This is a genomic window from Paenarthrobacter sp. NPDC090522, assembly GCF_044769225.1.
In the GTDB taxonomy this organism is placed as follows: Bacteria; Actinomycetota; Actinomycetes; order Actinomycetales; family Micrococcaceae; genus Arthrobacter.
The window spans coordinates 125,052-149,533 of record NZ_JBIVXL010000001.1 but is presented as its reverse complement, the minus strand read 5'-3'; the positions used below and the strand labels follow the sequence as shown (position 1 = coordinate 149,533).

Here is a 24,482-nt window from a genome sequence, read left to right as displayed (position 1 = left end):
GTGGGGTGCCCAAAGCCTTAGCTGAAGATACAGCCGTCCATGCCCTGAACCGTGTTTCGGTCGCGCCCGACGCCAAACCCGTGCGCCCGGACCTGTCCCGTTTGGTGGTCAAGGGAGCCCGCGAACACAACCTGCGCAACGTTGACCTGGACCTCCCCAGGGATGCCATGATCGTCTTTACCGGGCTTTCCGGTTCAGGCAAGTCGTCCTTGGCTTTCGATACCATCTTCGCCGAGGGGCAGCGTCGCTACGTTGAGTCCCTCTCCGCCTATGCGCGGCAATTCCTGGGACAAGTGGACAAGCCGGACGTCGATTTCATTGAGGGCCTTTCTCCGGCTGTCTCCATCGACCAAAAGTCCACCAGCAAGAATCCCCGTTCCACGGTGGGCACCATCACGGAGATCTACGACTACATGCGCCTGCTGTGGGCGCGGGTCGGCAGGCCGCACTGTCCTGTGTGTGGGGAACCGATTGCGCGCCAGACCCCGCAGCAGATCGTGGACCAGTTGCTCGAGCTGGACATGGGAACCCGTTTCCAGGTGCTGGCGCCGGTTGTGCGTGGCCGCAAGGGCGAGTTCGTGGACCTCTTCAAGGAGCTCACGGCCAAGGGCTACTCGCGTGCACGCGTGGATGGTGAACTGGTCCAGCTCAGCGAGGCTCCCAAGCTGGGCAAGCAGTTCAAGCACACCATCGAAGTGGTGGTGGACCGCCTGGTGGTCAAGGAGGACATCGGCCAGCGCCTGACGGATTCCGTGGAAACCGCACTCGGGCTGGCCGAAGGACGTGTGCTGGTGGAATTCGTGGACCTCGATGCCGCGGACCCTGCCCGCATCCGGGCTTTCTCGGAAAACCTCGCCTGCCCCAACGAGCACCCCCTGGCCATCGACGAGATCGAACCCCGTTCGTTCTCCTTCAACAATCCCTTTGGCGCCTGCTCTGCCTGCAGCGGCATCGGCACCAAGCTTGAGGTGGACGAGGAACTGATCGTCCCCAATCCGGAGCTTTCCCTGGCCGAGGGCGCCATTGCGCCATGGTCCCTGGGCACCGCAACCACGGAATACTGGAACCGCCTGCTCGAAGGCCTTGCCTTGGAACTCGGCTTCTCCATGGATACTTCCTGGGAGCGCTTGCCGAAGGATGTCCGGAACACCGTGCTGCACGGCAAGGACCACAAGGTTGTTGTGCAGTACCGCAACCGCTTTGGCCGGGAGCGCAAGTACAGCACCGGTTTTGAAGGCGCCATCCAGTACGTCCACCGCAAGCACGGTGAAACGGATTCGGACTGGGCCCGTGACCGCTACGAAGAGTACATGCGGCAGGTTCCCTGCCCCGAGTGCAACGGTGCGCGCCTTAACCCGGCGTCGCTTTCAGTCCTCATCAACGGCAAGTCCATCGCTGAAGTCGCGGCCTTGCCCATGCGGGAGTGCGCTGCATTCCTCGGCAGTTTGACGCTGACGGACCGTGAGGCCCAGATTGCCCACCAGGTGCTGAAGGAAATCCAGGCCCGCCTGACCTTCCTCCTGGATGTCGGGCTGGAATACCTGAACCTTGAGCGCCCCTCCGGGACCCTGTCCGGCGGCGAGGCCCAGCGCATCCGACTGGCCACGCAGATCGGTTCCGGCTTGGTGGGAGTGCTGTATGTCCTGGACGAGCCGTCCATTGGCCTGCACCAGCGGGACAACCGCCGCCTCATCGAAACCCTGACCCGCCTCCGGGATCTCGGCAACACGCTCATCGTTGTTGAACATGACGAAGACACCATCCACGAGGCCGACTGGGTGGTGGACATTGGACCCGGCGCCGGTGAGCACGGTGGCCAGGTGGTCCACTCCGGGACGTACAAGGAACTCCTTGCCAACGAGGAGTCCCTGACCGGCGACTATCTCTCCGGCCGCCGGAAGATCGATGTCCCGGCCAAGCGTCGAAAATACGACAAAAAGCGTGAACTGAAGGTTGTGGGTGCACGCGAGAACAACCTCAACAACGTTGATGCCACGTTCCCGCTGGGCCTGTTCACCGCCGTGACCGGCGTGAGCGGTTCGGGCAAGTCAACGCTCGTCAACGAGATCCTGTACAAGGTCCTGGCGAACAAGCTCAACGGCGCCAAGCAGGTGGCGGGTCGTCACCGTACCGTCAACGGGCTGGAACACCTGGACAAGGTGGTGCACGTGGATCAGAGCCCGATTGGCCGGACGCCGCGCTCCAACCCGGCAACGTACACGGGCGTTTTCGACAACATCCGGAAGCTGTTCGCCGAGACCACCGAAGCCAAGGTCCGTGGGTACCTGCCGGGTCGTTTCTCCTTCAACGTGAAGGGCGGCCGCTGCGAGGCCTGCTCGGGCGATGGAACGCTGAAGATCGAGATGAACTTCCTGCCGGACGTCTACGTCCCGTGCGAGGTGTGCCACGGCGCGCGCTACAACCGGGAAACTTTGGAGGTCCACTACAAGGGCAAGACCATCGCGGACGTCCTCAACATGCCCATCGAGGAGGCCGCAGAGTTCTTCGCTGCGTTCACGCCGATCGCCCGCCACCTGAATACCCTGGTGGACGTGGGCCTGGGGTATGTGCGCCTCGGCCAACCGGCCACAACGCTTTCCGGTGGCGAGGCGCAGCGCGTGAAGCTGGCAGCGGAGTTGCAGAAACGCTCCAACGGCCGCAGCATCTACGTGCTGGACGAACCCACGACCGGCCTGCACTTTGAGGACATCCGAAAGCTCCTGATGGTCCTCCAAGGCCTGGTGGACAAGGGCAATACGGTGATCACCATCGAGCACAACCTGGATGTCATCAAGTCCGCTGACTGGATTGTGGATCTGGGACCCAACGGAGGCTCCGGCGGCGGCCGGATCGTGGCTTCGGGGACCCCGGAACAGGTGGCAAAGTCCACGGAGAGCCACACAGCAAAGTTCCTGGCCGAGATTCTGGGTTAGCCACTCCCCGCCACGGAAGAAGTATTCCGGTAGCGGCATGCGAGTTTCGGGCATGCCGCTACGTGTGGGAAACTAACCCGGTGACTCAAACAAAGGTGCCCGTAATATTCGATCTGGACGGCACCCTTGTCGATCCAGCCGGCGGTATCACGGGGGGCATTTCCGCGGCACTGCGTGAAATGGGCCTCCCGGTCCCGGAGCAGGCCGTGCTGAATTCCATGGTGGGGCCCAAGCTGAGCGATTCGTTGCTCCACTTGGCAAATGTTCCGCCGGAAATGGTCGATGAAACCATCGAGCGGTACCGCAGGCACTACCGGGAGTCCGGCATTGCGCAAAGCACGCTGTACCCGGGAATCTTTGATCTCCTTGAATTCTTCACGGAATCGGGCCGTGCAGTAGCAGTGGCAACGCAGAAGCCGCAGGGCATTGCCCGGATGGTCTTGGAGCACCATGGAATTTCCGATTTCTTTGTTGCTATTTGTGGTGCCTCCGATGACGAATCCCTGGGCGCGAACACCGCCCCAGGCAAGGTGGAAATTGTTGGAGCGGCCTTGGCGCAACTCCACTCCCAGCCTGCCGTGATGGTGGGGGACCGGCACCAGGACGTGGCCGGTGCCATGGCCAATGGGCTTGATTGCATTGGCGTGCGCTGGGGGTTCGCGCCCGAGGGTGAGTTGGAAGAAGCCGGTGCAGTAGCGGTTGTGGAGCACACAGCCGGGCTGCGGAGCAAAATCGAAGAACTTGATGCTGTCCGTGCGGCAGCCCTGAGCGAGGTACATAACGATGGCAGTCTTTGATGCGATCCGGTGGACCACGCGTGGTTTGATTTCCACCACGTGCCGCCCCACGGTGATCGGCCTCGAGAACGTGCCCAAGGAAGGCCCGTTCATTGTTGCGCCCAACCACCTTTCCTTCCTGGACAGTGTCATTGTCCAGGCACTCATGCCGCGACCCGTGGCGTTCTTCGCCAAGGCTGAGTACTTCACCACCAAGGGCGTCAAGGGTGCAGTGATGAAGTCCTTTTTCGAAGCCGTGGGTTCCATTCCCGTGGAGCGTGGCGAGCAGGCTGCGAGCGTGCAGGCACTCAAGACACTGCTGGACATCCTTGAAGCGGGCAAGGGAATCGGCATCTATCCGGAAGGTACCCGATCCCGGGATGGCATCCTCTACCGCGGCAGGACAGGCGTTGGCTGGCTTGCCCTGACCACTGGTGCGCCGGTCATTCCCGTCGGCTTGATCGGGACGGAAAAGCTGCAACCGGCGGACAAGAACGCCGTCCGGCCCCAGCATTTCACCATGAAGGTCGGCGAGCCGCTGTATTTCGACAAGACCGGCCCTGACCATTCTTTGCCTGCACGGCGTGAAGTGACGGATCGGATCATGGACGCCATTGCTGAACTCAGTGGCCAGGAACGCTCCACCAGCTACAACCAGAGCAAGGTTGTGGAGTAGCCGCACACCACGTTTGGCATTTGGTGTCAGTGCCGTTCACTAGACTTGAACCGTGGCACATCCAGCAAGTTACCGCCCCCAAACGGGCGAAATTCCCACCACCCCGGGCGTCTACCGGTTCCGCGACCCGCACGGCCGTGTGATCTACGTAGGCAAGGCAAAGAACCTTCGCTCCAGGCTCAACTCCTATTTCGCCAATCCGGCGGGCCTGCTACCCAAGACGCATGCCATGGTGCATGCCGCGAGCAGCGTCGAGTGGACCGTGGTGGGCAGCGAGCTGGAGTCCCTCCAGTTGGAGTACACCTGGATCAAGGAGTTCAAGCCGCGCTTCAACGTGGTCTTCCGGGACGACAAGACCTATCCCTACCTGGCCGTCACCATGGGGGAGAAGTATCCGCGTGTCCAGGTGATGCGGGGCGAGCGCCGCAAGGGAACGCGGTACTTTGGTCCCTATACCGCCGGGGCCATCCGTGAAACCATGGACACCCTCCTTCGCGTCTTTCCCGTGCGCAGTTGCAGCGCGGGTGTCTTCAAGCGTGCCGAAGCCAGCGGACGGCCCTGCCTGCTGGGCTACATCGACAAATGCTCCGCCCCCTGCGTGGGCCGGGTGACCCCGGATGAACACCGAGCCCTGGCGGAGGATTTCTGCTCATTCATGGGCGGCGAGGCCAAGCGCTTCATCAGCAGGCTGGAAAAGGACATGGCCGCGGCCGTCGCGGAACTCGACTACGAGCGGGCGGCGGGACTCCGGGATGACATCATCGCGCTGCGCAAGGTGTTTGAACGGAACGCCGTAGTCCTTGCCGAGGATACGGATGCCGATGTCTTCGCCCTGCACGACGACGAACTGGAAGCGTCCGTGCAGGTCTTCCATGTGCGTGGTGGCCGTGTCCGGGGCCAGCGCGGCTGGGTAGTGGAGAAAGTGGAAGATGCCACCACCCCGGAGCTCATCGAACACCTGCTGCAGCAGGTCTACGGGGAGGACAGCGAGGTACAGGGCCGCATTCCCCGCGAGGTCCTGGTCCCTGAGAATCCGAGCAACCATGCCGAGCTTGCCGAATGGCTCGGGGGATTGCGCGGCGCCAAGGTGGACATCCGGGTTCCGCAGCGCGGCGACAAGGCAGCGCTCATGTCCACGGTCAGGGAGAACGCCGAGCAGGCGCTCAAGCTTCACAAGACGCGCCGGGCGGGAGACATCACGGTGCGGTCCCTGGCCCTCCAGGAACTGCAGGAAGCCCTGGAATTGCCGGTGCCGCTGCTCCGCATCGAGTGCTTCGATATCTCGCATGTGCAGGGCACCAACGTGGTGGCCTCCATGGTGGTGGTGGAGGATGGGCTGCCCAAGAAGTCCGACTACCGGAAGTTCTCCATCACGGGACCGGCGGCCGCGGACGACACCGCCGCGATGCACGACGTCCTGACCCGCCGTTTCAGGCACTACCTGAACGACAAAGCCGCGCAGGTCCCGGTTTCAGGCGAAATCGTCAATCCGACGCGAGCTGCGGCAACCGCCGGAACGGAGCAGCCGCCGTCGGATCCCACGCTGCCGGCGCCCAAGGCGAAGTTCGCCTATCCGCCCAACTTGGTGGTGGTGGATGGCGGCCAACCGCAGGTCAACGCGGCCGCCCGTGCCCTGGCGGAACTGGGGATCGACGACGTTTACGTCGTGGGCCTGGCCAAGCGCCTCGAAGAAGTGTGGCTCCCGGACAGCGACTTCCCGGTGATCCTTCCCCGGACGTCCCAGGGGCTGTACCTCCTGCAGCGGATCCGCGACGAAGCCCACCGTTTTGCCATCACGTTCCACCGGCAAAAACGTGGGAAAGCCATGACGGTTTCGGCCCTCGACGGCGTCCCGGGATTGGGCGAAGCGAAGCGCAAGGCGCTGATCGCCCATTTCGGTTCGCTGAAGAAGATCAAAGCGGCCAGTGTCGGGGAACTCACCATGGCCAAGGGGATCGGGCCTGCTCTCGCAGCGGCCGTGGTCCAGCATCTCGGCTCGGGAGAAAACGCAGGTGGGGCGGCCCCTGCCATCAACATGACCACCGGCGAAATCCTTGAATCTTAGCTAGGGTAAGAACTTGACCGGTGGCAGCCTTCGCGACGCCACCGGTCCATGGTGCTTCCCTCCGGCAGCACCATGGGCCACATACGACTTCCGAGGAAACGGGGACGACTGATGGACGAGTCAACGGCAGGATCCGGCACGGAGCAGGACGGCATGACGCCCGTCAAGCCACCGGAGGCGGAACTGCTGGTGGTCACCGGCATGTCCGGTGCTGGCCGCAGCACGGCGTCCGATGCCCTCGAGGACCACGGGTGGTACGTGGTGGACAACCTGCCGCCCCAGATGCTGGGTACATTGGCAGAGATTGTGTCCCATGCCCCTAAATCGATTCCCAAGCTGGCCGTCGTCGTGGATGTCCGCAGCAAGGACCTCTTCACGGACATCCAGACGGCGCTGGGCGCCCTGAGTGCCACGGGCATCACTTTCCGCGTTCTGTTCCTCGACGCCAGCGACGACGTCCTGGTGCGCCGCTTCGAACAGGGCCGCAGGCCGCACCCCCTGCAGGGCGGGGGACGCATCCTCGACGGCATCGGCATTGAACGCGAGGTCCTCCGGGAACTCCGCGAGCATGCGGACGTCGTCCTGGACACCACCGATTACAACGTCCACGGCCTCGCTACCGCCATTACGGAACTGTTCAGCGACACCGGGCCCGTGACGTTGCGGCTCAACGTCATGAGCTTCGGCTTCAAGTACGGACTACCCGTGGACGCGAACTTCGTGGCTGATGCCCGCTTCATTCCCAATCCGCACTGGGTCCCGCAGTTGCGCCCCCACACCGGCCTGGACCAGGACGTCAGCGACTACGTCCTGGCCGCCAACGGCGTGCACGAGTTCGTGGATCGCTACGTCAGCGCCCTGGAACCCGTCCTGGACGGCTATCGCCAGGAGAACAAGCACTACGCCACATTGGCTGTTGGCTGCACGGGCGGAAAGCACCGTTCGGTGGCTGTCGCCGTCGAGCTTTCCAAGAGGCTGGCGCAGTACCCGCGGGTCACCGTCACCACCACCCACCGCGACCTGGGCCGCGAGTAATGGGCGTCCTGACCGGCCCGCTGCCCCTGATCCCGCCGAAGGGCGTTCCCGGCAGCCAGCAGCACAAGAGTCCATCCGTGGTCGCCTTGGGCGGAGGCCATGGATTGGCTGCGTCCCTGTCCGCCTTGCGTCTGCTGACCTCCGAACTGACGGCGATCGTCACGGTAGCGGACGACGGCGGTTCTTCCGGGCGTCTCAGGGACGAGTACGGTGTCCTCCCGCCCGGTGATTTGCGAATGGCGCTGAGCGCCCTGTGTGACGATACGGACTGGGGCAGGACGTGGCGCGATGTCATGCAGCACCGCTTCGACGCCGGCACGGCGAAGGGTGGCTCGCTGGACAACCATGCCATGGGCAACCTCCTTATTGTCACGCTCTGGGAGTTGCTGGGGGACACGGTGGCCGGCCTCAAATGGGCGGGGGCCCTTCTGGGGGCCCGCGGCCAGGTCCTTCCCATGTCCAGCGTTCCCCTGACCATCGAAGGCCAGGCCCGGGTGGACTTGCCCGGAGGCGGACACGAACTCCGGACCGTCAGCGGACAGGCCAAATGCGCTGTTGCCGGGAAGCTTGAGGACGTCCAACTCCTCCCGGGAGATGCTCCAGCCTGCACGGAGGCCCTGACCGCCATCGAACTTGCCGATTGGGTGATCCTTGGGCCGGGTTCCTGGTACACCTCCGTGCTTCCGCATCTTTTGTTGCCGGAACTGCGGCAGGCCCTGGGCGAAACCACGGCCAAGCGCTGCCTGACCATGAACCTGGACATGGAGACAAAGGAGACGTCGGGCATGACCGCGGCGGACCACCTCGACGTCCTGCGCCGCTATGCCCCCGAGTTCAGCGTGGACGTGGTCCTTGCCGACCCCACGGCAATCCCGGACCTCAAGGCTTTCGAGAAGGCCGCTGGGATGATCGGCGCGGAAGTCGTGTTGGGTAGAGTAGGGGCGTCGAGGCGCCGCCCCGTCCATGATCCCCTGCTCTTGGCAGCGGCATACCACGATATTTTCGGGAACAGTTAGGAACACATACGCGATGGCACTTACCGCGTCGGTCAAGGACGAACTGTCCCGGCTGGACATCAAGAAGTCCTCAGTCCGCAAGGCCGAAGTTTCAGCGATGCTTCGCTTCGCCGGGGGCTTGCACATTATTTCCGGGCGGATCGTCATCGAGGCAGAGGTGGACCTGGCATCCACCGCCAGGCGGCTCCGGGCGGCCATTGCGGAGGTCTACGGCCACCAGAGCGAAATCATTGTCGTGTCCGGCGGCGGCCTCCGGCGGGGGAGCCGTTATGTGGTCCGGGTAGTCCGTGACGGCGAGGCCCTGGCCCGGCAGACCGGCTTGCTCGACGGCCGCGGCAGGCCCGTCAGGGGATTGCCCTCCGTCGTGGTGAACGGTTCTGCGGCCGATGCCGAGGCCGTCTGGCGTGGCGCGTTCCTTGCCCACGGTTCCCTCACCGAACCCGGCCGGTCATCGTCGCTCGAAGTCACTTGTCCCGGCCCCGAGTCGGCGCTGGCTTTGGTCGGCGCCGCCCGGCGCTTGGGCATCCAGGCGAAGGCGCGCGAAGTACGCGGCGTGGACCGGGTGGTCATCCGGGACGGCGACACCATCGCGGCCCTCCTGACAAGGATGGGCGCGCATGATGCCCTGATGGTCTGGGAAGAGCGGCGCATGCGCAAGGAAGTACGGGCAACCGCCAACCGGCTCGCGAATTTCGACGACGCCAACCTGCGCCGCTCGGCCCAGGCCGCCGTGGCTGCGGGTGCCAGGGTGGACCGCGCCTTGGAGATCCTGGGCGACGACGTGCCGGACCACCTCAAATATGCGGGGGAATTACGCGTTGCGCATAAACAAGCCAGCCTGGACGAACTCGGCCGGTTGGCAGATCCGCCCATGACCAAGGACGCCATTGCCGGGCGTATCCGCCGTTTGCTGGCCATGGCAGACAAACGCGCGTTGGATTTGGGAATTCCGGGTACGGAAGCAAATGTGACTCCGGAAATGATGGACGAGTAGTCCACGCCCCTAGAATCAAAAGTGCGCGGAAGGAAATACTGTGAAGCCCCCACGGGTTGACCCCCTTTGGAGGCAATCGCAGGCTTCTTCGCCAAGGATTTCCGGCCGCCCAGCCGGTCGGATGAACACAACGAGAGTTACCAAACCGGACTTCGGTCCATGACATTGGAGGATTTCGTGACAGAGTACGTTCTGCCCGAGCTCGGCTACGACTACGCAGCACTCGAGCCGCACATTTCGGCAAAGATCATGGAGCTGCACCACAGCAAGCACCACGCTGCCTACGTTGCCGGCGCCAACAATGCGCTGGCGCAGTTGGCCGAAGCCCGTGACAAGGGCGACTACGCCAACATCAACCGCCTCTCCAAGGACCTCGCGTTCCACACCGGTGGCCACATCAACCACTCCGTCTTCTGGAACAACATCTCCCCGGACGGCGGCGACAAGCCCGAAGGCGAACTCGCAGCAGCCATCGACGACGCTTTCGGCTCGTTCGATGCCTTCCGCGCACAGTTCACCGCAGCTGCTCTTGGCCTGCAGGGCTCCGGCTGGGCTTTCCTGGCCTACGAGCCCATCGCCGGCAACCTGCTCATCGAACAGCTCTACGACCAGCAGGGCAACGTTGCCGTGGGAACCACCCCGCTGCTGATGCTCGACATGTGGGAGCACGCCTTCTACCTGGACTACGTGAACGTCAAGGCCGACTACGTCAAGGCGTTCTGGAACATCGTGAACTGGGCCGACGTTGCCAAGCGCTTCGAAGCAGCCCGCGCCAACGCCACGGGCCTCATCGTCCTGTAGCTGGTGAGCCCTGGTTGACACTGGTGTAACAAATGTCACTTTTTCAGTGAATTAGGGCCAAATGCTGAAATGCCTGCCCCCGCAGTTGCGGGGGCAGGCTCAGTTAAACGTAAGATGGGTCACGGAAGGCGGTTAGCCTTCAGCAACGTGGCTGGTCGCCCTCCGATCTGATAATCACCTCTGCCCAATGACGTGCGGGGTCTGTTGGTTGGACCTAAAAACCCAACTCACGAGGCGTGCTTGCAAGAGCACCAAGGAGATTGACAAACAGTGACCACCCGTATTGGTATCAACGGCTTCGGCCGCATTGGCCGCAACTACTTCCGCGCAGCGCTGGCCCAGGGCGCTGACCTTGAGATCGTAGCCGTCAACGACCTCACCAGCCCTGAGACCCTCGCCCACCTTCTGAAGTACGACTCCGTCGGTGGCCGCCTGACCCAGTCGGTGGAAGTTGTGGACGGCAACCTCGTCGTGGACGGCAAGTCCATCAAGGTCCTCGCAGAGCGCGATCCCGCCAACCTTCCGTGGGCAGACCTCGGCGTGGACATCGTCATCGAGTCCACCGGGTTCTTCACCAAGGCCGCAGCGGCGCAGAAGCACATCGACGCCGGTGCCAAGAAGGTCCTGATCTCCGCTCCTGCCAGCGACGAAGACATCACCATCGTCATGGGCGTCAACGACTCCCAGTACGACCCCGCAGCGCACAACATCATCTCCAACGCGTCCTGCACCACCAACTGCCTCGGCCCGCTGGCCAAGGTAGTCAACGACGCCTTCGGCATCGAGCGTGGCCTCATGACCACGGTCCACGCCTACACTGCCGACCAGAACCTCCAGGACGGCCCCCACGGCGACCTCCGCCGCGCGCGTGCAGCAGCCATCAACATGGTTCCCACGTCCACGGGTGCAGCCAAGGCAATCGGCCTGGTCCTCCCCGAGCTCAAGGGCAAGCTGGATGGTTACGCCATCCGCGTTCCCGTCCCCACCGGCTCGGCAACGGACCTCACGGTCACTGTTTCCCGCGAAGTCACTGTCGCTGAGGTCAACGCTGCCATCAAGGCTGCCGCCGAGTCCGAGCAGTGGGCAGGAATCCTGAGCTACACGGACGCCCCGATCGTCTCTTCGGACATCGTTGGTGACCCGGCATCCTCCATCTTCGACTCCGGCCTCACCAAGGTGATCGGCAACCAGGTCAAGGTTGTTTCCTGGTATGACAACGAATGGGGCTACTCCAACCGCCTCGTCGACCTCACGGAGCTCGTCGCATCCAAGCTGGGCTAGGGTAGACACATGACATCTCACACCCTCAACGAACTCATCGCTGAAGGTGTCCGCGGGCGGTACATTTTGGTCAGAAGTGACCTCAATGTGCCGCTCGACGGCTCTACAGTGACCGACGACGGCCGCATCAAGGCCTCCCTTCCGGTCCTCAAGAAGCTCTCGGACGCCGGTGCCCGTGTGCTCGTAACAGCCCACCTCGGACGACCCAAGGGGACTCCCGAGGAGAAGTACTCCTTGCAGCCCGCAGCAGCCCGCCTCGCGGAACTGGCAGACTTCAAGGTCACCCTGGCCGGGGACACCGTTGGCGAGTCCGCCAAGGCCCTTGCAGCCGGCCTTCAGGACGGCGAAGTGCTCGTCCTGGAGAACGTCCGCTTCGACGCCCGTGAAACCAGCAAGGACGACGCCGAGCGTGGCGCTTTTGCCGACGAACTGGTAGCGCTGACCGGAGACAACGGCGCGTTCGTGGATGACGCCTTCGGTGCTGTCCACCGCAAGCACGCGAGCGTTTACGACGTCGCTACTCGGCTGCCGTCGTACCTGGGCGACCTCGTCCACACCGAAGTCGAAGTCCTCCGGAAGCTCACCGCGGATACGCAGCGTCCCTACGTGGTGGTGCTCGGTGGATCCAAGGTCTCCGACAAGCTTGCGGTCATCGACAACCTTCTGGGCAAGGCCGACACCATCCTTGTGGGTGGCGGCATGCTGTTCACGTTCCTGGCTGCCGCAGGGCACAAGGTGGCAGGCAGCCTGCTTGAGGAAGACCAGATCCCCGTGGTCCAGGACTACCTCAAACGCGCAGCCGACGCCGGAACCTCCTTCGTCATCCCCACGGACGTCGTGGTGGCCAGCCGTTTCGCGGCCGATGCCGACCATGAGGTCGTCAAGGCGGATGCCATCGAGGAAAGTTCCTTTGGAACGGCCGGCATCGGCCTGGACATCGGACCTGAATCCGCAACTGCTTTTGCTGCCCAGATCGAGGGTGCAAAAACCGTCTTCTGGAATGGCCCCATGGGCGTCTTCGAGTTCGAGGCCTTCTCGGCCGGCACGCGTGCCATTGCCCAGGCCCTGACAGATACCGTGGCGTTCACCGTCGTCGGTGGTGGTGACTCCGCCGCCGCCGTCCGAACCCTGGGTTTCGACGACGAGCAGTTTGGCCACATCTCAACCGGTGGCGGTGCCAGCCTCGAGTACCTCGAAGGCAAGGAACTTCCGGGACTCAGCGTCCTGGACCGCTAAATACAGTAACCGGCCGGCGGGACGCGCTTGCGTCCCGCCGGCCGTCCATATTCAACGCATCCCTTTGGAGTTCACGTGACTACCTCTGCCAACGGCAATTTTGTCCGCAAACCCTTTATCGCAGGCAACTGGAAGATGAACATGGACCACGTCCAGGGCATCACGTTGCTGCAGAAGCTCGCGTGGACGCTTGACGACGCGAAGCACGACTACAAGCGTGTTGAAGTGGCGGTCTTCCCGCCCTTCACCGATCTCCGTGGCGTGCAGACGCTGGTTCAGGGCGACGACCTCGAGGTCGCTTACGGTGGCCAGGATCTGTCCCAGTTCGACTCGGGTGCCTACACGGGCGACATTTCCGGCCAGTTCCTCAACAAGCTGGGCTGCTCGTATGTTCTGGTGGGGCACAGTGAGCGCCGGACTATCCACCATGAATCCGACGAGGTCCTGAACGCCAAAGTCAAGGCCGCTTACCGGCACGAGGTCACCCCCGTCCTCTGTGTTGGCGAGGGACTCGAGGTCCGCCAGGCCGGCACGCACGTGGAGCACACGCTTGCACAGCTTCGGACCGACGTTGAAGGCCTCACCGCGGAGCAGGCAGCTGATCTGGTGGTTGCCTACGAACCCGTATGGGCCATCGGAACCGGCGAAGTCGCCGGACCTGAGGACGCACAGGAAATGTGTGCCGCCATCCGCGCCGAGCTGACAGAACTGTTCGATGCCGATGTCGCTGCCAAGACCCGCCTGCTGTACGGCGGATCGGTCAAGGCCAACAATGCCGCCGCGATCCTTGCCGAGCCGGACGTGGACGGTCTCCTGGTGGGTGGCGCCAGCCTTGACCCGGCGGAGTTTGCTAACATTGTCAGGTTCGAGAGCCACCTCGTCACGGACTAGTCCGGCTCCCGCTTTCCGCTTCTTCGAAAGGCCGTCGTGGACGTTCTTCAAGTTATCCTGCAGATCCTGCTGGGCATTACCAGCCTTCTGCTGACGCTGCTCATTCTCCTGCACAAGGGCCGTGGTGGCGGCTTGTCCGATATGTTCGGTGGTGGCATGAGCTCCGGTTTGAGCTCGTCCGGAGTTGCAGAGCGGAACCTCAACAGGTTCACCATCATCCTTGGCATCACCTGGGGAGTGGTCATCATCGGCCTCGGCCTCATCATGCGTTTCACCTCCGGCGGGGATTCCTGATCTTCTCCGGAAAGTTCGTCACGCCATCCTGAACGGCGGCACCAAAGTTTGGTGCCGCCGTCGTGCACCTGGCATTAGACTGTCGGTGTTGGCCGTCAGGCCCAAGGGCCATACGGCCGACCACCGAGTCGCTAGGGGTTCGAAATGGTTCATGGCACGCCCGGTTACCGGGGGACCCGAGTGGGAGTAACCCAAGGGTCCGCACCGAGAAATCAGAGCGACCACAGTGACGGAGAGCAATTGCCGCGTATTCGTGTTCCCTATTGGTGCGCCAAGGGACACGAAACGCGGCTTGTTTTTCTTAAGCTGCCGGACGAGCAAATTCCCAAGACCTGGGACTGCCCTAAGTGTGGGCTTCCGGCCTCCCGTGACCCGCTGCATCCGGCAGCAGCACGCCCGGACGACGAAATCTTCAAGTCGCACCTGGACTACGTTAAAGAAAGACGCTCCAGCCAGGACGCAGAAATTGTCCTGGCCGGAGCGCTTGAGAGGCTACGCGCCCGCGGGGTCCTTCCGGACCAGCTGCTGCGGGACACGTGAGGCGGCGTTCTCGTCGATCAGCCACAGGGTCCTTGAGCGGCCCACCGGGCCGGCTGCAGGCACCTGCACGGGATTGGCGCCGGCCAAGGCAAGTCCGACAGCACCTGCCTTGTCTTCTCCGGCTACTACCATCCAGATTTCCTGGGCGGTGTTGATGGTGGGCAAGGTCAGGGAAACCCGCGACGGCGGCGGCTTGGGTGAGTTTTCAACGCCCACCACAGTACGGTCCTTGACCCGGATGGCCGCCTGCTCCGGGAACAACGAAGCAACGTGGGCATCCGGGCCGACGCCCAGCAGGAGGACGTCGAAGCGGGGCAAGGTGCCCGGTTCCTCGGGCCGGTCATCAGACATGTCGGCCGCGTGTTCGGCTTCGGCGGCCGCCTTCAAACGGTCCGCATAGTCTGCGGCAGCTTCCTCGGCCGTTGCGAAGTCATCCGAGGAGCCAGGTTCATGGATGCGCTCAGGATCCACCGGAAGGTGCGCCAGAAGCGCCTCACGGGCCTGCCGTGTGTTCCGGTCACCGCTGTCGGCGGAGACGAAGCGTTCGTCGCCCCACCAGAAGTTCACCCTCGACCAGTCCACCGCGGGAGCGGCTGCCGAGTCGGCGACCGCCCGCAGGGTACCGATACCCACTGTTCCGCCGGTGAGGACCACCGTGGCTTCGCCGTGCTTGTCCTGGACGTCCACGAGCTTGGTGATGAGTCGTGCCGCAATGGCGGCCATCAACACTTTGGAGTCTGGGTGGATGCTTACTCTTGGCTCAGCGTGCACTGGTCTGGACTCTCCTCTGGCTGGTAAGTGGCAGTCCCATCGTAATCACTTCTCCGAAGACTTCGTCGGGGTCGAGCCGGCGGAGTTCTTCGGCGAGGCAGTCCTTGAGGCTGCGCCGCGGCAGGGTGATGCGCTGCGCCGGCTGGCCTGGCTGGGTCAGCTCGGCGACGGACAGTCCTGGACGGAACAGTTGCACATCCCCGCTGGCGCGGGTCAGCCGCACACGGCGGATGCCCGTACCGGCAGGATCGGCCACGATGGTCACCGGCGCTTCAAGTGCCAACGTCAACCACGCAGCAAGCAGAAGCGTGCTGGGGGAGTCCGAGGCACCTTCGACGGCAATGGCGGACACCGGATCACTGTCCACCTGGTCGAGCACCGCGGCGAGTTGGATGCGCCAGTTGGTGAGGCGGGTCCAGGCGAGGTCGGTGTCTCCGGCTTTGTAGGTTTTGCGGATGGTGTCGAGGGCTTGGGCGGGGTCGGGTTCGTTGGCGGAGTCGGTGATGCGGCGGTGGGCGATGGCTCCGATGGAGGTTTCGCAGGCGGATGCGGGGGCGCCGTGGGGCCACCAGGCGACGATGGGTGCGTCGGGGAGGAGGAGTCCGGCGACGAGGGATTCGCTTTCGTGGGCCATTTGGCCGTAGCCGCGCAGCACGATCACTTCGGACGCGCCGGCGTCCCCGCCGACCCGGATTTGCGCGTCGAGCCGGTCCCGGGCTTCGGCGCCGGCGTCGGCCAGGACGATGATCCGGCAGGGGTGTTCCCGGCTGGCTTCGTTCGCGGCTTCGATCGCTTCTTCTTCCTGCCCGGATTTGGTCACGACCACCAGGGTCAGGACCCGGCCCAGGGCGATCACGCCGCCTTGCTCGCGCAGGGAGGTGATTTTCTTGGAAATTTTCGAGGTGGTGGTGTCCGGCAGATCGACAATCATGGCCTTCTCCAGGTTCGTCCGTCACGGGCGAGGAGTTCATCGGCCGAAGCCGGCCCCCAACTGCCCGGTGCGTAGGGTTGCGGTTGTTCATCCAGGGACGCCCAGTAGTCCTCGAACGGGTCAAGGATCTTCCAGGACAGTTCCACTTCCTGGTGGCGGGGGAACAGCGGCGGCTCGCCCAGGAGCACGTCCAGGATCAGCCGCTCGTAGGCTTCCGGGGAAGATTCGGTGAAGGAGTGACCGTAGCCGAAGTCCATGGTCACGTCCCGGACTTCCATTTGGGTGCCCGGGACCTTGGACCCGAACCGGATCGTGGCGCCCTCATCGGGCTGGACCCTGATCACTACCGCGTTCTGCCCGAAGTCGTCCTCGCCGTGGTCACGGAAGAGCAGGTTCGGGGCGCGTTTGAATACCACCGCGATCTCCGTGACCCGCCGGCCCAAACGTTTACCGGCGCGGAGGTAGAACGGCACCCCGGCCCAACGCCTCGTGTTGATGTCCACCCGGATCGCCGCGAACGTCTCGGTCTTCGAATCGGCGGGGATGCCGTCTTCCTCCAGGTACCCCTGGACTTGTTCACCGCCCTGCCAGCCACCGGTGAACTGACCCCGCGCCGAATGCGTGGACAAATCCTCGGGGAGTTTGACCGCGGCGAGGACCTTTTCCTTCTCCGCCCGCAAATCATCGGCGTTGAAGGAGATCGGCTCTTCCATCGCCGTGAGCGCGAGCAACTGCAGCAGGTGGTTCTGGATCACGTCCCGGGCCGCACCCACACCGTCGTAATACCCGGCACGGCCACCGGTACCGATGTCCTCGGCCATGGTGATCTGCACATGGTCCACGTAGTTCGCGTTCCACAACGGCTCGAACAACTGGTTCGCGAACCGCAACGCCAGGATGTTCTGCACCGTTTCCTTGCCCAGATAATGGTCAATCCGGAACACCGCATCCGGCGGGAACACCGACTCCACAATGTCATTCAACGCCCGGGCCGAGTCCAGGTCATGCCCGAACGGCTTCTCGATCACCACCCGGCGCCACTGCCCGGTCTTGGCCTGCGCCAACCCATGCTTGGACAACTGCCGGCAGACCTGCTCAAACGCCTTCGGCGGGATCGAGAGATAGAAACCATGATTGCCGCGGGTGCCGCGGGTTTCATCCAACTCCTCCAACACGTCCCCGAGCCGCTCGAACGCATCATCATCATCGAACTCGCCCTGAACAAAGCGGATCCCCGACGCGAGCTGCTCCCACACCGCTTCATCAAACTTCGTCCGCGCGTGCGCCTTGACGTTCTCTTTCACCTCAGCGGCGAAATCGGCGTTGTCCCACTCACGCCGGCCGAAACCCACCAACGCGAAACTCGGCGGCAACAACCCACGATTAGCCAGGTCATACACCGCAGGCATCAACTTCTTCCGGGCAAGATCACCAGTGACCCCAAAGAACACCAACGACGACGGCCCAGCAATACGACTCAAACGACGATCCCGCGGATCCCGCAACGGATTCCGCAAACCAGCAGTCTTCCTGCCGTTTTCAGTATCTGGCATTTTAGGTTTTGTGCCTTAGCTTTCGAGTGCGCTGGGCTGACCGGCCAACGCAGCGATGACATCCTGGAGCTGTGCTACGCCTGCGGCACGCTCGGTGAGGTGCAGGCGCAAAACTGGTCGGCCGTGGCTTTCGAGGACCTGGGCATCGCCCGAGGCCTGGGCCGCAATGAGTTGACCGAAGGTGAAGGGCCGCTCAGGAATTTCAAGATCAAGGGAGGACGCTGCAGTGACCTGCAGGTAGACACCGATGGCGGGGCCGCCCTTGTGGAACTGCCCGGTGGAGTGCAGGAAGCGGGGCCCCCAACCGAATGTCACCGGACGCCCGCTGGCAGCTGCGAGTTCATCGCGGATGCCCTCCAGGGGTGCATGGCTGATGCGGTCCAGGTACGCCTGGACGCTGAGGTAACCATCGGTGCCGAGCTGGCCTAGAAGCGCCTGCACAGCATCCGTAACAGTTGCCGAGGAGCCGAGCCAATCGCCGCCGCGTACTTCCACGGCACCGTCGGTGAAGGCAGCAGGCGTCGGTTCGGGACGGGCATCGAGCAGGCCACGAGCGGCAACCTTGGCGGCTTCAACGTCGGGCTGGTCGAACGGGTTGATACCCAGGAGGCGACCGGCGACGGCGGTAGCAAATTCCCAGACGAACATCTGCGTGGCCAGGCCACCGGCGATGGCCACCTCGTTCTCGCGAAGTTCGACGTCGTCATCCGCACCGACCAGGCGGATGACCAGCACGTCGTCTGCACCGCCGCGGGCTTCGGGGGAGTCCGGGCCAGCGACAACAGGCAGGACACCGGTGCCGAGCTTGCCGGTGGATTCGGCAATGAGCTGTTCCGCCCAATCAGCGAAGCCAACAATGCCGGATCCGTCCTCTGCGATGACGATCTTGTTCCGCAGCGGGTTGGTCCCGCCCAGGGCAACACCGAGGGACAGGCCAATGTTGTCCGAGGAGTCCTCGTTGAGGACCTCTCCGGCTTCTTCGGCCTCATCAAGGAACGCCTGGATATCCACGCCGGCCAAGCCGCACGGGACCAGGCCGAAGGCCGTCAGGGCCGAGAAACGGCCGCCGACGTTCGGGTCTGCGTTGAACACGGCACGGTAACCGGCTTCGCGGGACGCCTTGTCCAGGGGCGAGCCCGGATCGGTCACGATGATGATCCGGCTCTTGGCGTCGATCCCGGCGTCGTTGAACGCCTTCTCGAACACCCGGCGCTGGGAATCCGTCTCAACAGTGGAACCGGACTTGGACGAAACGACGATCGCCGTTTCAGCCAGCCGGTCCGCGAGGGCAGCACTGACCTGTTCAGGATCGGTGCTGTCGAGAACAGTCAGCTCGACGCCAGCGGTGCCGGCAATGACTTCCGGTGCCAAAGACGATCCACCCATGCCACACAGGACAATATGGGAAACGCCTTCGGCGCGGAGCGCGTCACGCAACTCGAGGATCTGGCCGACCAATGGCTGGGAAATGGCCGGAGCCTCAACCCATCCAAGGCGGATAGCGGATTCCGACTCCGCGTCCGGACCCCACAGCGTGTGGTCCTTGGCGAAGATCCGCGTAGCGATCCTGTCTTCGACCAGGCTGTCAATGTGCTGGGCGATTGCCTGCTGTGCGGCACCGCTGGCGTCAAAGCTGATTGTGCTCATTGTTGGTTAGGAAGCCTTCCGTGCGGTAGCAAGTGCGCCTTCGACGTCGGCCAGCAGTTCCTTCCAGCTGGCCACGAACTTCTCGAGTCCTTCGGACTCGAGGAGCGCAACGACGTCGTTGTAGGAGACACCGAGGTTTTCAAGGGCGTTGAGGACGGCGTTGGCGTCTTCGTACGTGCCGCTGATGGTGTCGCCGGTGACCACACCGTGGTCGAAGGTGGCATCCAGGGTCTTCTCCGGCATGGTGTTCACTACGCCGGCGGCAACCAGTTCGGTCACGTAGAGGGTGTCCGGGTAGGCCGGGTCCTTGACGCCGGTGGAAGCCCACAGCGGACGCTGGGGGAGTGCGCCCGCTTCTGCAAGCACGTTCCAGCGTTCCGTGGAGAACAGCTCTTCGTAGACCTGGTAGGCAAGGCGTGCGTTGGCGACGCCTGCCTTGCCCTTGAGGGCCTTGGCCTCGTCGGTGCCGATGCCGTCAAGGCGCTTGTCGATCTCGGAGTCCACGCGGGAAACGAAGAACGAGGCGACCGAGTGGATCGTGGACAGATCGTGGCCGTTCTCCTTGGCCTGCTCAAGGCCGGACTGGAAAGCGTTGATGACTGCACGGTACCGCTCCAGCGAGAAGATCAGGGTCACGTTGACGCTGATTCCCTCAGCCAGCGTGGCCGTGATGGCTTCGAGGCCTTCCAGGGTTGCCGGAATCTTGATGTGGACGTTGTCCTTGTTGACCTTGGCGTAGAGGTGCTTGGCCTCGGCGATGGTGCCTGCGGTGTCCCAGGCGAGGCGCGGGTCGACCTCGATGGATACACGGCCATCAACGCCGTTGGTTGCCGCTGCGAGCGGGGCGAACAGGTCGCAAGCGTCCGCTACGTCAGTGGTGGTGATCTCGAAGATGGTTTCTTCGACGCTGGCACCCTCTGCGGCCTTGGCTGCAATGGTTGCGTCGTAGTCCGTTCCGGAGGTGATGGCGGCGTGGAAGATCGACGGGTTGGTAGTCACGCCAACCACGTTCTTCTCGTCAATGAGCTTCTGCAGCGTGCCCGTTTCCAGGCGGTTGCGGGAGAGGTCGTCGAGCCAGATGGAAACGCCGGCGTCAGACAGCTGCTGCGTGGGAGTGCTGGTCATTGGTTTTCTCCTTGATGGGATTTCAGACGATTACTAAGAAAGGTCTGCGAGGGAGTCTTTGGCAGCGGCTGCAACAGCTTCGGCGGTGATGCCGAATTCGTTGAACAGGCGCTTGTAGTCGGCGGAAGCGCCGAAGTGCTCGAGGCTGATGGAGCGGCCGGCCTCGCCGACGAATTCCTGCCAGCCGAGCGCGAGGCCTGCTTCGACGGAAACACGTGCCTTGACATAGCCGGGAAGGACGGATTCGCGGTAGGCCTCGTCCTGCTTCTTGAACCACTCGACGCAAGGCATGGAGACAACGCGGGTGGCGATGCCCTCGGCCTGGAGTGCTTCACGGGCCTGGACGGCGAGCTGGACCTCGGAGCCGGTGCCGATCAGGATGACCTGCGCGTCAGCTGTTTCGCCGTCCTTGGAAGCCTCGGCCAGGACGTACCCGCCCTTGGCAACACCTGCGGTGGACGCAAAGGTGTCACCGTTGGCTGCACCTTCGCCACGGGCGTAGGTGGGGATGTTCTGGCGGGTCAGGACAATACCGGCCGGGTTCTCGTGGTTCTCCAGCATGGCCTTCCATGCGGCGGAGACCTCGTTGGCGTCACCGGGGCGGACAACGTCCAGGCCGGGGATGGCGCGCAGGGTAGCGAGCTGCTCCACAGGCTGGTGCGTCGGACCGTCTTCGCCCAGGCCGATGGAGTCGTGCGTCCAGACATACAGGGAGGGAACACCCATCAGTGCGCCGAGGCGGATGGCGGGGCGCTGGTAGTCACTGAAGATCAGGAACGTGCCGGAGAAGGCGCGGGTGCGGCCAGCCAGGGAGATGCCGTTCACGATCGAGGCGGCGGCGTGCTCGCGGATACCGAAGTGCAGCACACGGCCGTACGGGTTGCCCTTCCAGGCTTCCGTGGAGCGGGAGGCCGGGATGAAGGACGGCGAACCTTCGATGGTGGTGTTGTTGGACTCGGCGAGGTCGGCCGAACCGCCCCAGAGTTCCGGAAGGACCGGGCCGATCGCGTTCAGGACCTTGCCCGATGCTGCGCGGGTGGAAACGTCCTTGCCGGCTTCGAAGACCGGGAGGGCGGCGTCGATGCCGACGGGCAGCTTCTTGGCTTCGATGCGCTCGAGCAACGCGGCGCCGTCCGGGTTGGACGCCTGCCATGCCTCGAACTTGCTCTGCCACGCGGCGCGCTCTTCGGAGCCGCGCTCCACAACCTTGCGGGCGTGGGCCAGGACCTCCTGGTCCACCTCGAAGGACTTGGCGGGGTCGAAACCGAGGACCGACTTCAGCGCGGCAACTTCTTCGGCGCCGAGTGCGGAGCCGTGGATCTTACCGGTGTTCTGCTTCTTCGGGGCCGGGTAGCCGATGATGGTGCGCAGCGAAATGATGGACGGCTTGGACGTTTCAGCCTTCGCGGCCAGCAACGCCGAGTACAGTTCCTGGACGTCTTCGACGTACTCGCCGGTCTTGGTCCAGTCCACGCGCTGGGTGTGCCAGCCGTAGGATTCGTAACGCTTCAGGACGTCTTCGGTGAACGCAATGTCCGTGTCATCTTCGATCGAGATGTGGTTCTCATCGTAGACAACAACGAGGTTGCCCAGTTCCTGGTGGCCGGCGAGGGAGGAAGCCTCGGACGTGACGCCTTCCTGCAGGTCGCCGTCGGAAGCGATAACCCAGATGGTGTGGTCGAACGGCGATTCGCCGGCGGGAGCATCGGCGTCGAACAGGCCGCGCTGGCGGCGCTGGGAGTAAGCGAAACCAACCGAGGAGGCCAGGCCCTGGCCCAGCGGGCCCGTGGTGATTTCCACGCCGGCGGTGTGCTTGTACTCCGGGTGGCCCGGAGTCAGCGAACCCCAGGTACGCAGTGCCTCGAGGTCCTTCAGTTCCAGGCCGTAACCGGAAAGGAAGAGCTGGATGTACAGGGTCAGGGACGTGTGGCCCGGGGAGAGGATGAAGCGGTCGCGGCCAATCCACTCAGGGTTCTTCGGGTCGTGGCGCATCAGCTTCTGGAACAGCAGGTACGCCGCCGGAGCCAAGCTCATGGCCGTACCAGGGTGGCCGTTGCCGACCTTCTCCACAGCATCAGCAGCCAACACCCGAACAGTGTCAACAGCCTTCTGGTCCAGATCGGTCCAGGACAGTACTTGCTCTTCCAAATGTGGCACGAAAACCGAGCCCCTCTCTGTGCTGACGGCAGGTTTTGGAAACACGGCGCGCAGGAAGCTCAGGATGGCGCCCGCTGCAATGTGTCTACCAGCCGTTCACCATTGAAACGTTGATCTCTCATCCAGTCGCACGGAGAATCCGAGAATACGGTTTCCCGGAAAGTCGACGTGTGCTGATCTGTTTCACAGCTTAGCCCTAAACGTGGCGTGGGACTCAGGGAATCCCACTAACTGGACAGAAATTCGCTTATATGAATCACCAAGGCGCCCCGAACACGTGAAGATTCGGAAACATTGGCGTATTTTGCGGACATTGGTCCACTTCCGGCCACGGTATGATATCTGGAGGCCACCAGCGGTGTCCGGCCCCCGGTTCCACCATCAACCGGACGCTGCCGCTGCGAGAACCCCAGAGCATAGAACAGAGTGACTGCCGCCGTGAGCACAACTGATACGCCCCTTAACGCGTCCCCGGCCCGGGGAGGCATCGGAATTTCCCGTAAGTTCAAGGCGTATCTGGCCCTCACCAAGCCCCGGGTCATCGAGCTGCTCCTGGTCAGCACGCTGCCCACCATGATCTTCGCCCAGCGAGGCTTCCCCTCCATTGGCCTGATCCTTGCAACGCTGGTGGGCGGAGCCTTTGCCGCCGGCAGCGCGGGCGTCTTCAACTGCTACATCGACCGGGACATCGACAAGTTGATGCACCGCACCGAGAAGCGTCCGCTGGTGACGGGAGAGGTGACTCCCCGCGAAGCGCTCGTGTTCGCTTGGATCCTCGGGGCCGCGTCCATCGCGATCCTTTGGTTCGGTGCCAACCCGTTGTCCGCGTGGCTCGGCCTCGGTGCAATCGTCTTCTACGTCGTCATCTACACGATGATCCTCAAGCGCCGCACCGCGCAGAACATTGTCTGGGGCGGCGCAGCGGGTTGCTTCCCGGTACTCATCGCCTGGTCGGCAGTGACCAACACCGTTGAATGGCCGGCGATCGTCCTTTTCATGGTGATCTTCCTCTGGACCCCGCCGCACTACTGGCCCCTTTCCATGCGCTATGGCGAGGACTACCGCAATGCCAAAGTGCCCATGCTGGGTGCCATTGCCGGCGCCAAGGTGGTCTCGGTGCAGGTTGTCCTTTACGCATGGGCCATGGTGGCATGTTCGCTGCTGATGATCCCCGTTGGCGGCGCGGGCTGGGTCTACACCATCGCGGCGGTCGCCGCCGGCGCCTGGTTCCTCTACGAGAGCCACGCCTTGTACAAGCGGGCCCAGGGTGGCGACGTTTCGAACAAGGGTGCCATGAAGGTCTTCCACGGTTCCATCAGCTACCTGACGCTGCTGTTCATCGCCCTCGCGGTCGATCCCTTCGTGGGTGCGCCGCTGATCGGCGGCTAACGCCCCAAGGCTCCAGGTACGCACAGTCCGACGTCGGCACTCACGCGAGTGCCGACGTCGGACTTTTTCCGTTAATCACCCGCCGCACGCTCTGTCACCAAATCCCCCATCGTTGGGATCGCTCTCTCACGAAACGCCGGTGTCCTGCCCAACGCTCTCGCATCTATGCGTCGCGTCAGACCGACGCTCGCTCACTTTCGTCAGGAAAGTGAGAGAGCGTCGTCGGGCCGGGGGTGTTTCGTGAGCGAGCGTTCGCCAGACGGATGTTCTCACACGGCAGCCCCTCACTGCTGTCTTGATCCGGCTACGAAGAAGCCCGACGGCGTTACTCACCTGAGTAACGCCGTCGGGCCATCCGGCTGGCGGCAGGG

The 24,482-nt window shown here is 63.5% G+C and carries 20 protein-coding genes; 14 read left to right on the top strand and 6 right to left on the bottom strand.

Features of this window, described 5'->3' with window-relative positions:
- Window positions 1-5: 5 nt before the first annotated feature.
- The 13 genes from uvrA (at window position 6) to ACIQT2_RS00620 (ending at window position 14,538) form a co-directional block, all read left to right on the top strand.
- Window positions 6-2,933 carry an excinuclease ABC subunit UvrA gene (gene uvrA, locus ACIQT2_RS00680; protein WP_402942589.1) on the top strand — a complete coding sequence of 976 codons (2,928 nt, stop codon included), beginning with the start codon at window positions 6-8 and terminating at the stop codon, window positions 2,931-2,933.
- A gap of 80 nt (window positions 2,934-3,013) precedes the next feature.
- A complete protein-coding gene (locus ACIQT2_RS00675; protein WP_402942586.1) occupies window positions 3,014-3,730 on the top strand; it encodes an HAD hydrolase-like protein in 717 nt (238 codons plus the stop codon).
- Window positions 3,717-4,385 carry a lysophospholipid acyltransferase family protein gene (locus ACIQT2_RS00670; RefSeq protein ID WP_400332291.1) on the top strand — a complete coding sequence of 223 codons (669 nt, stop codon included), beginning with the start codon at window positions 3,717-3,719 and terminating at the stop codon, window positions 4,383-4,385. The genes ACIQT2_RS00675 and ACIQT2_RS00670 overlap by 14 nt, the downstream gene beginning before the upstream one ends.
- A 52-nt stretch (window positions 4,386-4,437) precedes the next feature.
- Entirely contained in the window at window positions 4,438-6,450 is a 2,013-nt protein-coding gene (uvrC, locus tag ACIQT2_RS00665; RefSeq protein ID WP_402942583.1) for an excinuclease ABC subunit UvrC, read from the top strand.
- A 111-nt stretch (window positions 6,451-6,561) separates the two neighbouring features.
- Entirely contained in the window at window positions 6,562-7,485 is a 924-nt protein-coding gene (gene rapZ, locus ACIQT2_RS00660; RefSeq protein ID WP_397321774.1) for an RNase adapter RapZ, read from the top strand.
- A complete protein-coding gene (gene yvcK, locus ACIQT2_RS00655; protein WP_402942580.1) occupies window positions 7,485-8,501 on the top strand; it encodes a uridine diphosphate-N-acetylglucosamine-binding protein YvcK in 1,017 nt (338 codons plus the stop codon). Before rapZ ends, yvcK begins: the two co-directional genes overlap by 1 nt.
- A gap of 13 nt (window positions 8,502-8,514) precedes the next feature.
- Complete coding sequence (gene whiA, locus ACIQT2_RS00650) at window positions 8,515-9,495, top strand: DNA-binding protein WhiA (RefSeq protein ID WP_018777554.1); 981 nt, start codon at window positions 8,515-8,517, stop codon at window positions 9,493-9,495.
- Window positions 9,496-9,672: 177 nt separating this feature from the next.
- Window positions 9,673-10,296 carry a superoxide dismutase gene (locus ACIQT2_RS00645; RefSeq protein ID WP_400332301.1) on the top strand — a complete coding sequence of 208 codons (624 nt, stop codon included), beginning with the start codon at window positions 9,673-9,675 and terminating at the stop codon, window positions 10,294-10,296.
- Window positions 10,297-10,566: 270 nt separating this feature from the next.
- Window positions 10,567-11,577 (top strand): type I glyceraldehyde-3-phosphate dehydrogenase, encoded by a 1,011-nt coding sequence (gap, locus tag ACIQT2_RS00640; protein ID WP_400269409.1) that lies wholly within the window; start codon window positions 10,567-10,569, stop codon window positions 11,575-11,577.
- Window positions 11,578-11,586: 9 nt separating this feature from the next.
- Window positions 11,587-12,813, top strand: coding sequence for a phosphoglycerate kinase (locus ACIQT2_RS00635; protein ID WP_402942576.1), 1,227 nt, complete (start codon window positions 11,587-11,589; stop codon window positions 12,811-12,813).
- Window positions 12,814-12,888: 75 nt separating this feature from the next.
- A complete protein-coding gene (tpiA, locus tag ACIQT2_RS00630; RefSeq protein ID WP_400332306.1) occupies window positions 12,889-13,704 on the top strand; it encodes a triose-phosphate isomerase in 816 nt (271 codons plus the stop codon).
- 36 nt (window positions 13,705-13,740) lie between these two features.
- Entirely contained in the window at window positions 13,741-13,998 is a 258-nt protein-coding gene (gene secG / locus ACIQT2_RS00625) for a preprotein translocase subunit SecG (RefSeq protein ID WP_017198454.1), read from the top strand.
- A 144-nt stretch (window positions 13,999-14,142) separates the two neighbouring features.
- Window positions 14,143-14,538 carry an RNA polymerase-binding protein RbpA gene (locus ACIQT2_RS00620; protein ID WP_400269412.1) on the top strand — a complete coding sequence of 132 codons (396 nt, stop codon included), beginning with the start codon at window positions 14,143-14,145 and terminating at the stop codon, window positions 14,536-14,538.
- Here the strand turns inward: ACIQT2_RS00620 and pgl are convergent.
- The 6 genes from pgl to tkt are packed head-to-tail and all read right to left on the bottom strand — an operon-like array spanning window position 14,491 to window position 22,713.
- The gene (gene pgl / locus ACIQT2_RS00615; protein ID WP_402942573.1) at window positions 14,491-15,309 is read right to left on the bottom strand and encodes a 6-phosphogluconolactonase; all 819 of its coding nucleotides are present in this window, start codon (window positions 15,307-15,309) and stop codon (window positions 14,491-14,493) included. The genes ACIQT2_RS00620 and pgl overlap by 48 nt on opposite strands.
- A complete protein-coding gene (locus tag ACIQT2_RS00610; protein WP_402942570.1) occupies window positions 15,299-16,240 on the bottom strand; it encodes a glucose-6-phosphate dehydrogenase assembly protein OpcA in 942 nt (313 codons plus the stop codon). Before ACIQT2_RS00610 ends, pgl begins: the two co-directional genes overlap by 11 nt.
- Entirely contained in the window at window positions 16,237-17,793 is a 1,557-nt protein-coding gene (gene zwf, locus ACIQT2_RS00605) for a glucose-6-phosphate dehydrogenase (RefSeq protein WP_402942567.1), read from the bottom strand. The genes ACIQT2_RS00610 and zwf overlap by 4 nt, the downstream gene beginning before the upstream one ends.
- 15 nt (window positions 17,794-17,808) lie before the next feature.
- Entirely contained in the window at window positions 17,809-19,440 is a 1,632-nt protein-coding gene (locus tag ACIQT2_RS00600; protein WP_402942565.1) for a glucose-6-phosphate isomerase, read from the bottom strand.
- 6 nt (window positions 19,441-19,446) lie between these two features.
- The gene (tal, locus tag ACIQT2_RS00595) at window positions 19,447-20,565 is read right to left on the bottom strand and encodes a transaldolase (RefSeq protein WP_402942562.1); all 1,119 of its coding nucleotides are present in this window, start codon (window positions 20,563-20,565) and stop codon (window positions 19,447-19,449) included.
- 33 nt (window positions 20,566-20,598) lie between these two features.
- On the bottom strand, window positions 20,599-22,713 hold the full coding sequence (gene tkt, locus ACIQT2_RS00590; RefSeq protein WP_402943102.1) for a transketolase: 2,115 nt from the start codon (window positions 22,711-22,713) through the stop codon (window positions 20,599-20,601).
- Between the two features lie 435 nt (window positions 22,714-23,148).
- Between tkt and ACIQT2_RS00585 the strand changes: the two genes are divergently transcribed.
- The gene (locus ACIQT2_RS00585; RefSeq protein WP_397321786.1) at window positions 23,149-24,111 is read left to right on the top strand and encodes a heme o synthase; all 963 of its coding nucleotides are present in this window, start codon (window positions 23,149-23,151) and stop codon (window positions 24,109-24,111) included.
- Window positions 24,112-24,482: the final 371 nt, after the last annotated feature.